The sequence below is a fragment of the Exiguobacterium sp. s95 genome, assembly GCF_018618655.1.
GTDB classification, from domain to species: Bacteria; Bacillota; Bacilli; order Exiguobacteriales; family Exiguobacteriaceae; genus Exiguobacterium_A; species Exiguobacterium_A oxidotolerans.
Genome location: NZ_JACSMM010000003.1, coordinates 13,161 through 27,180 on the forward strand (window position 1 = coordinate 13,161; position 14,020 = coordinate 27,180).

13 protein-coding genes are annotated in these 14,020 nt (G+C 42.2%); 8 read left to right on the plus strand and 5 right to left on the minus strand.

Translation table 11 applies throughout. The annotated features are described in order from the left end of the window. Nucleotides 1–75: 75 nt before the first annotated feature. The 3 genes from cls (at nucleotide 76) to mscL (ending at nucleotide 2,939) form a co-directional block, all read left to right on the plus strand. On the plus strand, nucleotides 76–1,539 hold the full coding sequence (gene cls, locus KNP99_RS07360; protein WP_214765526.1) for a cardiolipin synthase: 1,464 nt from the start codon (nucleotides 76–78) through the stop codon (nucleotides 1,537–1,539). A gap of 116 nt (nucleotides 1,540–1,655) precedes the next feature. Next, a complete protein-coding gene (locus KNP99_RS07365) occupies nucleotides 1,656–2,540 on the plus strand; it encodes a Cof-type HAD-IIB family hydrolase (protein ID WP_214765523.1) in 885 nt (294 codons plus the stop codon). Between the two features lie 12 nt (nucleotides 2,541–2,552). Continuing rightward, a complete protein-coding gene (gene mscL / locus KNP99_RS07370) occupies nucleotides 2,553–2,939 on the plus strand; it encodes a large-conductance mechanosensitive channel protein MscL (RefSeq protein ID WP_029332829.1) in 387 nt (128 codons plus the stop codon). A gap of 75 nt (nucleotides 2,940–3,014) precedes the next feature. Here mscL and KNP99_RS07375 read toward each other — a convergent pair whose 3' ends face one another. Beyond that, nucleotides 3,015–5,177: an ATP-dependent helicase gene (locus KNP99_RS07375; RefSeq protein WP_214765520.1), complete on the minus strand. Its 2,163-nt coding sequence runs from the start codon at nucleotides 5,175–5,177 to the stop codon at nucleotides 3,015–3,017. A gap of 267 nt (nucleotides 5,178–5,444) precedes the next feature. On the opposite strand from KNP99_RS07375, the gene KNP99_RS07380 reads away from it, so the two are divergent. Further along, on the plus strand, nucleotides 5,445–5,942 hold the full coding sequence (locus tag KNP99_RS07380; protein WP_088836469.1) for a GNAT family N-acetyltransferase: 498 nt from the start codon (nucleotides 5,445–5,447) through the stop codon (nucleotides 5,940–5,942). 162 nt (nucleotides 5,943–6,104) lie between these two features. On the opposite strand, the gene KNP99_RS07385 is transcribed toward KNP99_RS07380, so the two are convergent. The 3 genes from KNP99_RS07385 to KNP99_RS07395 all read right to left on the minus strand — a co-directional run bounded on the left by KNP99_RS07385 (nucleotide 6,105) and on the right by KNP99_RS07395 (nucleotide 9,787). Then, entirely contained in the window at nucleotides 6,105–7,568 is a 1,464-nt protein-coding gene (locus tag KNP99_RS07385; RefSeq protein ID WP_088836470.1) for a glycoside hydrolase family 32 protein, read from the minus strand. Between the two features lie 86 nt (nucleotides 7,569–7,654). Beyond that, on the minus strand, nucleotides 7,655–9,253 hold the full coding sequence (locus KNP99_RS07390) for a sensor domain-containing diguanylate cyclase (RefSeq protein WP_214845800.1): 1,599 nt from the start codon (nucleotides 9,251–9,253) through the stop codon (nucleotides 7,655–7,657). Between the two features lie 42 nt (nucleotides 9,254–9,295). Then, nucleotides 9,296–9,787 carry a GNAT family N-acetyltransferase gene (locus KNP99_RS07395; protein ID WP_088836472.1) on the minus strand — a complete coding sequence of 164 codons (492 nt, stop codon included), beginning with the start codon at nucleotides 9,785–9,787 and terminating at the stop codon, nucleotides 9,296–9,298. A 154-nt stretch (nucleotides 9,788–9,941) separates the two neighbouring features. On the opposite strand from KNP99_RS07395, the gene KNP99_RS07400 reads away from it, so the two are divergent. Together KNP99_RS07400 and KNP99_RS07405 are read left to right on the plus strand one after the other, a co-directional pair. Next, the gene (locus tag KNP99_RS07400) at nucleotides 9,942–10,859 is read left to right on the plus strand and encodes an ABC transporter ATP-binding protein (RefSeq protein WP_214765516.1); all 918 of its coding nucleotides are present in this window, start codon (nucleotides 9,942–9,944) and stop codon (nucleotides 10,857–10,859) included. Continuing rightward, nucleotides 10,837–11,580, plus strand: a complete 744-nt coding sequence (locus KNP99_RS07405; RefSeq protein WP_088836474.1) for an ABC transporter permease — start codon at nucleotides 10,837–10,839, stop codon at nucleotides 11,578–11,580. The genes KNP99_RS07400 and KNP99_RS07405 overlap by 23 nt, the downstream gene beginning before the upstream one ends. A 45-nt stretch (nucleotides 11,581–11,625) precedes the next feature. On the opposite strand, the gene KNP99_RS07410 is transcribed toward KNP99_RS07405, so the two are convergent. Next, complete coding sequence (locus KNP99_RS07410) at nucleotides 11,626–12,267, minus strand: YczE/YyaS/YitT family protein (protein ID WP_239456834.1); 642 nt, start codon at nucleotides 12,265–12,267, stop codon at nucleotides 11,626–11,628. 155 nt (nucleotides 12,268–12,422) lie between these two features. Here KNP99_RS07410 and KNP99_RS07415 point away from each other — a divergent pair, with 155 nt between their 5' ends. Continuing rightward, nucleotides 12,423–12,986 carry a glycerol-3-phosphate responsive antiterminator gene (locus KNP99_RS07415; RefSeq protein ID WP_088836476.1) on the plus strand — a complete coding sequence of 188 codons (564 nt, stop codon included), beginning with the start codon at nucleotides 12,423–12,425 and terminating at the stop codon, nucleotides 12,984–12,986. A 190-nt stretch (nucleotides 12,987–13,176) separates the two neighbouring features. Next, nucleotides 13,177–14,001: an MIP/aquaporin family protein gene (locus KNP99_RS07420; protein WP_214802676.1), complete on the plus strand. Its 825-nt coding sequence runs from the start codon at nucleotides 13,177–13,179 to the stop codon at nucleotides 13,999–14,001. Nucleotides 14,002–14,020 lie beyond the last annotated feature (19 nt).

Below are 14,020 nucleotides of genomic sequence, written 5' to 3' on the forward strand. Positions count from 1 at the left end.
AGGCATGTTTTTTAATGAACGGCAAAGGGACTAAAGAATGGATGCTGGGGAATAGAAGGGAGAGGAGGGATGGATATGATGGATGTACTTAGCACGTTTACAGTTGTCTTACTGTTTGGACTGGGAATCATGAATTTACTTGCAGTGTTGACGGTCATCTTCTTGGAACGGCGTGATATTGGTGCGACATGGGCCTGGATGCTCGTCCTCTATTTCATTCCGATCGTTGGATTTTTAATTTATTTATTTTTTGGACGCCTACTCAAGAAAAAGGATTTTTATCATGTTAAAGAAGAGGAGCGGTTGGAACAGTCACGACGTGTCGAGCTACAGATTGCAGAATTGAACCATTTGGGTGACCTTCGACGGACATATCCGTTGATCGAACGATACAATCAATTGATTCAAATGAATCTGAAATCAAACGGGTCATTACTCAGCCTGAAAAATGAAGTGACGATTCTATCAGATGGTGAACAAAAATTTAATCGAATGATGACAGACATCATGAATGCCAAACATGAAATCAATATCCAGTATTACATCATCCAAAAAGATTCCCTTGGCTTAGCATTGATTGACGCATTGACGAAGATGGCGCGTCAAGGAATCAAAGTCCGTTTATTGTATGATGCAGTAGGCTCTCGTGATTTGAAACGACAAGATTTTAAAGACTTACTTCATCATGGTGGAGAAGTGTTTGCGTTTTTCCCACCGACGTTTGGAGTCATTAATTTTCGAATGAACAACCGGAATCATCGTAAGTCTTGTATCGTCGATGGGCAGATTGGTTACATCGGAGGCTTTAATGTCGGAACGGAGTATTTTGGAATTGATGAGAAATTCGGCTATTGGCGTGATACACATTTTCGGCTAGAAGGTGAGGTCGTTCACGATCAATTAGATCGATTTATTTTGGATTGGAATCAAGCGAATGACATCTACACGGATAAAACGCTCTTTTATTATGGATCTCACGAAATCAATCAGCCGTTACCCATGCAAATTGTCACATCAGGACCAAATTCTGAGACAGAACATTTAAAAAATGTATTGATTAAAATGATTTCACTTGCTAAGAAATCAGTAATGATTCAGTCGCCTTATTTCATACCAGATGCCAGTTACATGGATGCGTGTAAGATGGCGCTATTGTCTGGTGTCGATGTTCGAATCATGATTCCGAATAAACCGGATCACCCATTCGTTTACTGGGCGACGACAGCCGCAGCGGGAGAACTGATTGCCTATGGAGCGAAAATCTATACGTACGAACCAGGGTTTCTTCATGCAAAGACAATTGTCGTCGATGGAGAGATTGCTTCAGTCGGAACGACGAACATTGATGCCCGGAGTTTTCGATTGAACTTTGAAATGAACTCGATTGTATATGACCGAGCGACTGCGCTCGAGTTAGAACAATTATTTCTCGCTGATTGTGATGTATCAAAGTTGTTAACTGCTGAAATATATGCAGAACGGTCGAGGCTGATTAAATTTAAAGAGAGCATTTCTAGATTGTTGTCTCCGATTTTGTAAGGAAGAAAAAGTAAAGGTATGACTTTGATCACGATTCGTTCGAAACAGGTTTGAGAAGGCAAAGAAAAAGAGAAATGGTATAGTGGGATTGAAAAAGATAAAGGAGAGTGGAAGAAGTGGCAAAAGCAATCAAGTTATTGATTTCCGACATGGATGGTACGGTTTTATCGAGTAATCAAAAAATCGAACAGGAAACGATTGATGCGATTAAGGCGGCAAAGGAACAAGGCGTCGATTTTGCGATTGCAACAGGGCGGAACTACTTAAATGCGAAGGAATTAACGGATCAAGCAGGAATCGTTTGTCCAATCATTGCATCGAACGGTGCACGTGTCATGACGCGCGATGGTGAACAACTGAGCGCAACGACGTTGACGGCTGAACAAGCGCAACAAATTTATAGTATCATCAGCCAATATGAAGTGTTTTTCGAGATGTTCTGTGATCAAGGTCTCGTAACAGCGCAAGGCGCAACAATCGATGCAGCGTATGACTCATTAAAAGATATGAGTCGTGAAAGTGACCGTGCGAAAGAAGTTCTCGACTTTTTCTATAAACGCTATTACGTCAATGAAGATGTAAAAATGATTGATGGGTTCCGTTCCTTCATCCGGAATCAGGCGGGACAAGTCTTTAAATTCATCTCATTCTCGTTCGATCAAGACTTAATGAATAAGATTTGGAAAGAAGTCGAAGAAAAAGTTGACGGTATTTATGTGACGTCGTCTGGTCACGATAACATCGAAGTCATGGCAGTCGGTGCCGATAAAGGAACAGCTGTCAAAACGTTAGCGAAGCACTTAGGTGTATCAATCGATGAGGTCGCAGTCATCGGTGACAACTTAAACGACGTTCCAATGTTCAAAGTCGCAGGTGTTGCGATTGCGATGGGAAATGGACATGAAGATGCAAAAGCGATTGCCTCTCACGTCACAAAAACAAACGATGAACATGGTGTCGGTCATGCAATCAGTCAACTTGCAGCCGGAACATGGTCTTAACGGGAGGGTAATATGTTTAAAGCGTTTAAAGAGTTTGCCTTTCGCGGAAATGTCGTTGATTTAGCGATTGGTGTCATCTTAGGGGCAGCATTTAGTAGTATCATCAAGGCACTCGTCAACAGTATCTTCATGCCGTTGATTGGCATCGTAGTTGGTGGAGTAAATGTAAAAGGATTATCAGTGTCCGTCGGGAGTGCAGAATTATTGTATGGACAGTTTCTTCAAGCAACGATTGAATTCATCTTAATTGCCTTTGCGTTGTTTTTATTCGTCAAAGCTATCAATCGTTTTCGGAGTAAAGAAGAAGTTACGGAAGAAGTCCCGGAACCGACGACGGAAGAAAGACTGCTTACAGAAATTCGAGATGCACTCGTCAGTCGAAACGATGATCGTATTTAAGTAGAAAATTAAATCAAGAAAAAACCCGTCAGCTTTTCTACTCGTCGTAGCAGTAGAAAATGCAGCGGGTTTTTCTTATAAAATGGAAATGAGTTGATTCTCTGAACAAACTTGAAGGGAAAATTGTTTTTCGACACCTTGATCAAATTGAACATCGAGAACGTCTCCTGTTAAATGAAGAACAGTCCCTTCGCCAAATGATTTATGGGCAATCCGCATCTTTTCCTCGATTGGTAATAGTTCTACGGGAGGACGCATACTCGGTCGAACTTGTGCTTGCTGTTTCTGTCGTTTAGCGGCATCTGGATTCAGGATTTGTCGCACGTTGCCAACAAAAATCGATTCTTCGACGACTTTTGATTTGTAGCGATACGAAATCAAATGGAGTTCATGACGTGCTCGTGTCATGCCGACATAGAACAACCGAGCAGCCTCTTCCATTTCTTCGAGCTGACCATCTTTATAGGATTTGATATTATCTGATGATGGTAAAACGCCATTGATTAAATCAATCATGAAGACACGATTAAATTCGAGTCCTTTTGCACTATGGAACGTGGAAAGCGTGACTGCGTTTTGATGTTTATTGGACTTGGCATCACGCATCAGTTGCTCTAAGTGAACAATACGCTCCTTGAATGCGAGAGCGGTCGGTAAGTCACTGGCGACATTTTCAATCGTGTTCAACATCTCAAGTAAATAATCGATACTGAATCCAAGACTGTCACTCATCTTACGTAAGTTTTTTTCGTATCCGAGTTCATTACGAATCAAAGCAAGAGCAGCAGCCGGACGGGCAGTTTGAATCGAAGCGAAAACAGTTTTCATCGTTTTTAATTGTTTCTTTTGGTAAAACTTCATCTCGACATGTTGAAGTAACAAGTCAAACGCATGTTCACCATTACGTAATTCATAGAGGCGTTGCAACTGGACTTTAGAAATATAGCCGGCAAACTTCGTATGAATTTGTGCCAATACATCGATGTCGGAAGGATCCTGGGCGAATTCGATAAAATGTAAAATATCTTTTAGGACCCAGTGACTGAAGAATTTATGATCGACATCTTTAATGTAAAATGGAACATTTGCTAAATCGAGTGCATTCATGACATTGATTGACGATGCATTGTTCCGGTAAAGAATCGCGACTTCCTCAAAGTTCGTTTCCTGCCGCAACTGATTGATGACATATCGCGTTTGATCTTCATAAGAAGCAAGCTGTTCAATCGTAATCGGACGGATGGATGGATTTTCTGTGAACATTTTTTTTGGATGTCGTACTTTATTCCGTTGAATGAATTGATTCGCCGTTTCGACGATTTCTTTTGACGAACGATAATTTTGTTCCATATACAAAACCGTTGCATCCGGGTACGTGTCCTTGAAGTGGATAATCTTCGAAACATCGGCACCACGCCAGCTATATAAAGTTTGGTCATCATCAGCGACAACACAGAGATTGTTATGCGGAAGAGCCAATTTTTCAACGAGTTGATGCTGGACGAGAGAGGTATCCTGACTTTCATCCGTCAATATATATTCGAAACGTCGTTGATAGTTAGCTAACAAAGAAGCATCGTCAGCAAGAATCGTATTGGCATACGTCAACATGTCATCAAAATCCATCAAAGGATGTGAGGGATCGCGCAGTTTAAATTGTTCATATGCAAGATAGATTTCTGTGAAGTTTTTAATCGTTGTTTTTAATGTACGAATATCTTTTTCGACGAGGAGGCGGTTTTTGACAAAAGAAATCATCCGTAACAACTCGTCCATTTGATCTTCTGTGATGACGCTACGGTTTATTTCCTGGAAAATACGACGTAATACCATTCGTTTATGCATCGGCTGATTCGCTGTCTTTTCCAAAGCACCTTCGATGATCGTATATTGTAACTGATTCAATGACGCATAATCTCGCACGACCTGAAAAGCGAAACTATGGATGGTGGAAAAGGACGCAGTCGTCCCAATAAGATGATGAAACCAACCGTGAAACCGTTCCGCCATTTCATGGGCTGCTGCTTTACTAAACGTCAAACCTAGAATCGCTCGTGGATTTACTTTCTTTTCTAAGATTAAATAAGCAATTTTAAAGTTTAAGGTAGTTGTCTTACCAGACCCGGGGGAAGCAAGTAACAGAAGCGGACCTTCATCATGCTCAATCGCAGCACGTTGAACGGGGTTCAACTTCGTACCAGTTTCAAGCTCCATTTTTTTAAAGAAATCATCGGACATGTCAATCTTCACCTCTAACATCTGTAAACTCGATTTTCTTTCCCTAGTTTAGCATTTCCGACATCATAATTGATTAAGGAAGTAAAAGAAGTGGAATAATATTAGAACGAAACAGAAAGTATGATATGAGAAAAAATGAGAAGTGACTTCGTTTTTCGGTGAGTTATGTATAGGATAAAACTTAAAATCAGTGTAAAATGGGAATTGATGTAAGTCTAGTGAGCTAAAGTAGCTCTTTTTGAAATAGACGGAAGGATGAAAAAAACCATGTCTCAAATCAGATTATTTATGTATACGGATGAACACTATGAGCAATGCGATGCCTTTATACTTCCGGAAGAACAAGTTCAATTTACGACTTTCCCGACTCGTGTCGTAACGGAAGCGTTAGAAAATCCAGATAAGTTTCCTGTCGTCATCAAAAAAGACTTGGAAGTCGTCGGCTTTTTCATCTTGCACTTAAACCCCCCGAAAACGCATCGGACAGAAGAACAAAGTGTTCTCTTACGTGCATTTTCGATTGATGCTAAACATCAAAAACAAGGGTATGCCAAAGAAGCGATGTTGCAGCTACCAAAATTCGTTCAGCAACACTTTCCACAAGTAACTGCCATTACATTAGCTGTCAATAAAAAAAATATCGCGGCTAAATCGTTATATTTTAAAACCGGTTATGTAGATACGCTCCAATCAGTCATGGGACCAATCGGCGAACAACACATACTCGCTTTTAGCTTGCAAAAAGAAACGCAATTAGAGCGTTGAGTACCATCGAAAAGGCTTGAGATACAATCGGATGATTTTGAACAGGACGAAATTAAAGAAGGGATTGCGCATCGATTTTAGATGGCAATCCCTTCTTTAATTTTTTTTAGAGCAAATCACGTGTTTCGGACTCTCGGTCTAAAAGTGCTGTGCTTTTTATATTTACAATTCGTAGATCGCAATATCTGCTGTCAAATCACCGATTAACGTAATATCCTGACTCGTTGATTTCGGGAAAATGCGAGTGGAAGCGACAGCTTCACCGTCATTCAAAAAGATTTCGATTGATGAGCGATCAACGAATAGCCGTAGTTGATGTAACGGTTGTTCTAATTGAACAGTACGTGTCGTACCGTAATCGACAGCAGGAACTTCAGCGCCAGAACGACTACGATCAAGCGTAAAGCGTTGTGTCATCGCATCATAAGTTAGGACGGTTGCTTCCTGGTCAGCGGCTCGAACATGTATCTCGAACTGCGTTGTTTGAAGTGCTAAGTTTGATAGATCGAGTTCAAATGTCTCTGCTTGGGCCATCACCATCGCATGATTAATTTCAGTAGATTGCGCGTAAATTGTACGTTTTCTAAGAAGATCGAGTTCACGGACAGGCAATTGTTTCAAACGTCCTTCCTGCAACGTCAGTTCACGTGGAAGTGTTAATGCATGAGCCCAGTTATACATGTCGCTCGGGTATGAAATGTCTGGTAAGCCCATCCATCCGACTAAAATCCGGCGTCCATCTGCTGCTTGCGTCGTTTGGGGGGCATAAAAATCAAACCCGAAATCGAGTTCTGAGAAGGCATGGTGTTGATACGTTAACTCAGGCAAAGCTAGTTTTTCCCCAATCATGTATCCGGATTGGAAAATGTTTTGATAAGCGTCCCCGTCCGGCTCAATGCCTTGTGGGCTGAATAATAAAATACCTTTATCGTCGAGCTCGAAGTAATCAGGACATTCCCACATGTAGCCAAAGTCAGGGTATTGTGTCTTCAACTCTCCGAGGAACGTCCATGTTTCAGTATCTTCCGACTGATAGAGGACGGTGCATCCCGTTAAATCGTCGCGCTGAGCTCCGATGATGCAATACCATGTACCAGACGCTTCCTGGAAGACTTTCGGGTCGCGAAAATGTTCTGTATAACCTGCAGGAACGTTCGGAATCGCAGGAGGTAAGTGTTTGTCGATGCGACCATCCGAACGCAAATGACCAACGATTTGACTTGGATGCCGTACCCAATCTGCATCGCGTTTGTTTCCTGTATACATAATATGGACAGCATCATCCTTAATGAAGCCGCTACCTGAGTATGCACCATGGGAATCTGCATCATCGTTCGGAATAAGTGCCGCGCCTTCGTCAAACCAATGGACTAAATCTTTTGATGTCATGTGGTACCAATACTTTAGACCATGAACAGGTCCAAGTGGGAACCACTGATAAAATAAATGATACGTTCCGTCGTGATATACAAAACCGTTCGGATCGTTTAGGAGACCGGTTGGAGGTTGGATATGGTAAGAAAACCGCCAAGGAGAATTTCTTACTTCTTCCTTCATTGTTTGATAAACTTCCGGTGCGATATCTGAGAGGGGGCGATAGCGTGCCTCGCGTGTCCACTGATTCATGCTGACAGCTCCTTATGCATTTATTTATATTTTTTCTTCTATTTGCTTACATTACGGAGAGCGTTCCCTCTTGTCAATGTCTAATGTTAGCGATGGAACGTCAATCGACCTTTACCAAGTTTTTTAGAATCATATAGTGCAATATCAGCACGGTGGATGACTTGTTCAACCGATTCGTTTAATCGTCGCGTCGCAATTCCGATACTTACCCCAATCTGAAGTGTGGATTGATCGATGACATAGGAATCTGAAAGATACGCTATGATTTCTGTTCCGTACTGATCGAGTAAATCAAAGGATACGACATCGTTCAAAACGATTAAAAATTCATCTCCGCCAAGTCGTGCGATCATACTGTTCGGGCGTCTCATCTGGCTCAAACGTTCAGCTACTTCTTTTAATAATACGTCACCTGTCTGATGTCCAAATCGATCATTGATTGCTTTGAAGCCATCTAAATCAATATAAAGATAGATTTCGGGCGTTTCATTTAAAGAAATCTCATGTAAGTAGTTCGACAGTCCGTTTCGGTTCGGTAAACCGGTCAGCGGATCGATGAGCGCTAACGTCTCATACGTCGTTCGTTGCTGTTCTGTATCAGACAGCTGAGCAATCAGTTGACGTAAGGCAACCGATAGAACGGTGATTTCTCGAATTCCTTTATGGGACGGGATTGAGATTGAATGATCGTGTTGCATCTGCTCAGCAGCCAATGTAATTTTCTTGAGTGGTTTCGTAATGAGTTGCGCGATGAACCAACCGATGACGGCAGTAACGATGGAAGCAATCAGTCCAGCGAAAAAAATAAATTTCTTCAATAGGATGGCGTCGTTAAAAGCGATTTCACTTGGTTGACGGACAAGAATCGTCCAGCCGAGACCATCGTAGTTTTTGTAGCCTTGGCTTTTAGTCGAGCCGGTCAAATAGACATTTCCATCAGACCATTCCGATACATGATAACCGGACTCGACGGGTTCGACGAGATTCTGTGGGAGCGCTTTACCGCGCCACTCATTCGGTCCGAGTAAAACAGTCCGTTGATTTTCGCTGACGATGAAAAATTCTAAACCCTCGATTTGTTTGGTTGAACTCTTAAAGCTTTGTTCGATTTCTTTTGCCCAGGCGAAGCTCAGGTGCGCTGCAAGGACGCCAGTCAATCGACCATCAGTGAATAAAGGGGTGCTGATATCAACGAACTGTAAAGGTTCATTACTCGGATTGGGAAGCAGTTTTGCAAGCAAGACGGCATCATGGACATCACCAATGAATGGGCGTTCTGTCGCTTCTTGGAAGACGGGGCGTGATTGAATCGATTGCCCTTCTAAGATTTGATCCGTCGAAGCACGCACTGTACCGTTCGCATCGAGTAGACCAATCCAAGAGAAATCAGGAATTTGTTGCTGAAGTTGTTCTAACGTCGTTCGCGTGACAGGGAGGTCTGCTGAATTTTTAAGCGTCGGAAGCGTAGCAAGTAGATTAACTTCTGCTGCCCGTGACCACATGTAATGGTCGAGTTTATCAGACAACTGGTAGGCAGTCGCAGACAACGTCATTCCGACTTCTTCTTTTAGGCGATCTGTTGCACGGTCACTAATAAAAAAGGTTAAACATAAGGTCATTGTAAAAAAGAGTAGGGCAATTAGCATTGCAAGTAACACATCAAAACGAATTGATAACTTTTGCATCTAGTGAGCTCCATTTCACCTGTAAATATACGATGACGTATTCTACTTTATTTTATCATAGTTCCTCGACAGGTCTTGAAATTTGACGAAAACTTCGACCTCCTGGTTCGTATTAGAAATACTTTTCTGTTCGAAAATATAACTTAGTTTCCGCCAAAAAGATTGTCCGATTTGATTTTTTGGAAGAACAGCTAAACGAATGACGTCTTTGTTCTTTAAATAGCGTTCATGAAAAGTATGATAAAGGATTGTACCGACTCCCTGGTGATGATAGCGGCCATCAATCAAAAAGAGACCAATCCAAGTTGATCCGTCCCTTGGATGTTCAGGCAAATAGTCGATAATTGCAAAAAATCCCGCATCACTTCGACATAGAAGACTGACGGTTTCGGGGTTAAGGAACTCTTCTGTGAATGCTTGACGAGTTAAAGGAAGTTGACGATTTTCTAGCTGAGCATATGCCAGGTTGTGATTAAAAATGGTTTGAACATCTTTAAAGTGGTCCGGGGTGATTTCAATAAACGTAACGTCCATGTCGAACCTCTCTTTCATCAATTTCGTAACATTCAATGCTTTTATTATACAAAGAGCAAGTGGGTTTTGATTACATAATTGTAAGAAAAGGAACTTTTTCTTTTATTTCCCGTACAATGTAAAGGTAGAGTAAAAAAATGAGGAGGCGAAAAAAATGTTGAAGATTGAACATATCTCGAAGCGGCTCGGAAAAGAGCAAATCCTAAAAGATGTCAGCTTTGAAGTTGCACCCGGAGAAGTCTTTGGATTTTTAGGTCCGAACGGTGCAGGGAAAACGACGACAATTCGAATCATTACAGGGTTGTTAGAGCAGGACGAAGGTAAAGTGACCGTGAATGGACATGATGTCGTCGAGGAGCGTTCGAAAGCATTGACGCAAATTGGAGCGATTGTCGAAAATCCGGCATTTTATCCGTATATGACAGGGAAGCAAAACCTCGTTCATGCGAAAAACTTAATTCCAGGTTTAGGTGAAGTCGACTACGAGGCACTTTCCCGTCTCGTTGGGCTGGAAGGGAAGCTGTCGAAAAAAGTCGGCGAGTATTCTCTTGGGATGAAACAACGTTTAGGAATTGCCCGCGCTTTATTACATAATCCGCGTGTTCTCATTCTCGATGAACCGACGAACGGGCTTGACCCAGCCGGAATCGCAGAACTGCGTGAGTATTTACGGGCGATGGCTCGGGATCAACAGATTGCGATTTTAATATCGAGTCATATGTTGGGTGAAATGGAGCAGATTAGCGACCGGTATGCCATCATCGATCAAGGTGTCATCAAATCTGTCGAATCCGTCCGCAATGAGACGGGATCGAAAATTTTATTACGTGTTGCGACGGAAGAAACGGAAGACGTACTTGAAGCACTTAAAGCAGCAAACTATCAAGCGGATCTGTGGAATGATCGAATCGTCGTTACGGCTCCTGAAACGTCATGCCCGGCGATTGCTCGCCTAGTCGTTCCGATTGCTGATTTACACGAGTTAACCATTAAACGGATGACGTTAGAAGAACAATTCTTGCAAGTCACGAAAAAAGAGGGGGATTCACATGCTTTCACTCATACAAAATGAATGGATGAAATGGTGGACGATGAAAAAATCGAAAATCGTATTGGCCTTGTATGTACTCGTTACGATTGGAATCATCATAATCGCAAAGACAAATGATATCGATTTTACGCGAAGTGAATTTTATTCAATCACGTCGATGGTTTTAATTGCACTGCTTGGTATCATCACAATCGTCTTCACAGCTGAAGCGATTGGTAATGAAGTCCGGTATGATACGATGAAACATTTATTGATGAGTCCATATTCTCGGATGACGATTTATTTCTCGAAATTAGCGTTTTCCGTTCTCATCATGCTCGGTCAGTTCCTGTTTATCGTCCTGCTTTCATACGCATTGTCATTTACGTTCTCTGAAGCTGGAGACCCACTCGTCATGCGGGATACCTGGTTACAACTGGTAGGTCCAATCTTTACGATTTTCATGACGTTATTCTTTTCGCTCGTTTTCCGCTCCGTCGGAATGATCATCGGTTTTACTGTACTTGCTCAGTTCTTTACTTCGATTGCCGGGAACGTCTTGCTTGCCTTTAAACCAGAAATCGCGAAATGGATCGTCTTCATGCACCTCGATTGGTCGATGTACTTCGATGGTTCACTAATGGCAGAGATGGCTAATCAAATGGACACGACATTGACGTTCTCCGTGCTCTTTGTACTTGCGCATATCTTAGTATTGCTCGGTGGATCAATTTTAATCTTCCAAAAGAAATCATATACGTAAAAAAATCTCGTCCTCATATGATTCGTGAGGGCGGGATTTTTTTAATTACTTCACTCGATTGGAAATCGGGAAAATCCGCTGGAAAAACTCGATTAATGGACCATTCAATAACAAGAACACAAAGGTTCCGACACCAATTCCAATCAATTCGTGTTCGACGATGGAAAGAACACTTGCGATGAGGAAAGGGATTGCTAAGCTGATCGTCGCACCGATTGTCGTACTGTTAAAACGACTGATTAACGATTTCATCAAGTAATCAGGCGGCATTAAGACGAAACCGATTTGTAGATAAAGGGCGAGACCTAATGAAATCATCGGCATCCCGATTATCATATAAACCGAACGGGTTACAAGGTTCGATGGCACATAGAGTAACTGATGAATAGCTAAGAAAAAGTCAATCGCAACACCAAATAAAACGACGAGCGAAAAACTTAAAATAATTGTCCACCAACTAAAACGACTTCCTAAAGCGAGAGCGCTGGCGAGCGCGAAGATATGCAGACAAACGATTGCTAACCCGACCGTTAAAGGTGAAATTCTCGCTAAAGCTTCGCTGGCGGAAGTCCAAGGAGCACTCCCGATTGCGGCGGTGACCATAAAGCTGTTCCCTAAGGCGTTGATGATGATAGAAAATAAGTAAATCGTAATTCGTTTTTGTTGACTCATGGTGGAACGTAGCAAGTGATGCTACGCTTCTCACCTCCTTTTCAGACAGTTTTACGTTAAGGTATACCCTAAAAGTGTTGACTCTTTTCATGGAAATTCAGGAAACCCCATTGCGAAACCTTTACTGGACACGACATACTGAAAACAATTCAAAGAAATGGGGAGTGACGATGACTTATTTTGGTCAGAAAATTTTACCGTCCGTCAGGAAACTTGAGGACTTTGAAAAAATGCTGAAAAGTCCGTATGAATACGGAGTGTTACTCGAGATGCACGTCTCGCGTTTGAAGTCGGTTTATGAATTAGCCAATCGATATGATAAAAAAATGTTTTTGCATATGGATTTAGTTCAAGGACTAAAAAATGATGAATACGCGACGGAGTACGTCTGTCAGGAATTAAAGCCATATGGTGTCATTTCGACGAAAGCGAGCGTCATCTTAAAGGCGCGTCAAAAGAAAGTTAAAACGATGCAACGGATGTTCTTGCTCGATTCCAGTTCACTCGAAAAAAGTTATCAATTGATGGAGCGGACTCAGCCTGATTATATCGAAGTGTTACCCGGATTGATGCCAAAATACATTGAAGAAGTTAAACGAAAAACGGGACGACTCGTTTTTGCGGGTGGGTTGATTGATACGGTCGAGGAAGTAGAACAAGCGATCGCAGCGGGTGCGTCGAGTATTACGACGTCCAATAAAGAGTTGTGGCGACATTTTGAACCTGAACGATGAAAGCGCTATGATAAAACGCACAAAAAGTGTTTGACAGCGTTTTCATCGATTGTTATAGTGACATTAAGTTAATACACAGTGACGGAGAAATCGGAGATTCACGCTTTTATTCCCTTTGAGTAATTCTCAAGAGGGAGGAAGTGTGAATCTCTTTTTTTTGTTGCTATTTTGATAAAAGGGGGAATAGAACATGTCAGCAGTACTAGCAGAATTTTTAGGGACAGCCTTACTTGTTGCGTTAGGTAACGGAGTCGGGGCAGGGGTTTCGCTATCAAAGTCGTATGCTAAAGACGCTGGATGGATTGTCATTACGTTTGCTTGGGGATTTGCGGTAGCGTTGTCCGTCTATGCCGTCGGTCAGTTCAGTGGAGCCCACTTGAACCCTGCCGTCACACTCGGATTAGCCTTTGACGGTTCATTTGCTTGGGCAGATGTACCAGGATACATGATCGCGCAGGTCTTAGGTGGAATCGTCGGTGCCAGTATCGTTTATCTTCATTACTTACCGCACTGGGCAGAAACAAAAGACCCGGCAACAAAATTGGGTGTTTTCGCAACGTCACCCGCTATTCCACATACATTCGCAAACGTAGTCAGTGAATTGATTGCTACGTTCCTGCTCGTCGTCGGAATCTTATCGATTGGTGCTAATACGTTCTCAGATGGTTTGAATCCACTCATCGTCGGCTTTTTGATTGTTAGTCTCGGTATGTCATTCGGGGGAACGACAGGCTATGCAATGAATCCGGCACGTGATTTAGGACCGCGGATCGCACACTTCATTTTACCGATTGCAGGAAAAGGATCATCGAATTGGGGTTACGCTTGGATTCCAGTACTCGGTCCCGTATTAGGCGGAAGCTTAGGTGGATTATTTTATCGGTCTGTTTTCTCAGGCAAGGATACACCGGCCTTCATTATCGTCGGACTTGTGACAATTGTCATTTTAGGTTTATGCTATAAATTCGGTATTCGTCCGAATAAAGAAACGTCAGTAGCGTCAAAGTCAGCTTAACTTACTAGATACAAAGGAT

Excerpts from the sequence above, each read along its gene's own strand:
- cls (WP_214765526.1), top strand. The coding sequence starts at position 76 with ATGATGGATGTACTTAGCACGTTTACAGTTGTCTTACTGTTTGGACTG.
- mscL (WP_029332829.1), top strand. The coding sequence starts at position 2,553 with ATGTTTAAAGCGTTTAAAGAGTTTGCCTTTCGCGGAAATGTCGTTGAT.
- KNP99_RS07375 (WP_214765520.1), bottom strand. The coding sequence starts at position 5,177 with ATGTCCGATGATTTCTTTAAAAAAATGGAGCTTGAAACTGGTACGAAG.
- KNP99_RS07380 (WP_088836469.1), top strand. The coding sequence starts at position 5,445 with ATGTCTCAAATCAGATTATTTATGTATACGGATGAACACTATGAGCAA.
- KNP99_RS07385 (WP_088836470.1), bottom strand. The coding sequence starts at position 7,568 with ATGAATCAGTGGACACGCGAGGCACGCTATCGCCCCCTCTCAGATATC.
- KNP99_RS07390 (WP_214845800.1), bottom strand. The coding sequence starts at position 9,253 with ATGCAAAAGTTATCAATTCGTTTTGATGTGTTACTTGCAATGCTAATT.
- KNP99_RS07395 (WP_088836472.1), bottom strand. The coding sequence starts at position 9,787 with ATGGACGTTACGTTTATTGAAATCACCCCGGACCACTTTAAAGATGTT.
- KNP99_RS07400 (WP_214765516.1), top strand. The coding sequence starts at position 9,942 with ATGTTGAAGATTGAACATATCTCGAAGCGGCTCGGAAAAGAGCAAATC.
- KNP99_RS07405 (WP_088836474.1), top strand. The coding sequence starts at position 10,837 with ATGCTTTCACTCATACAAAATGAATGGATGAAATGGTGGACGATGAAA.
- KNP99_RS07415 (WP_088836476.1), top strand. The coding sequence starts at position 12,423 with ATGACTTATTTTGGTCAGAAAATTTTACCGTCCGTCAGGAAACTTGAG.
- KNP99_RS07420 (WP_214802676.1), top strand. The coding sequence starts at position 13,177 with ATGTCAGCAGTACTAGCAGAATTTTTAGGGACAGCCTTACTTGTTGCG.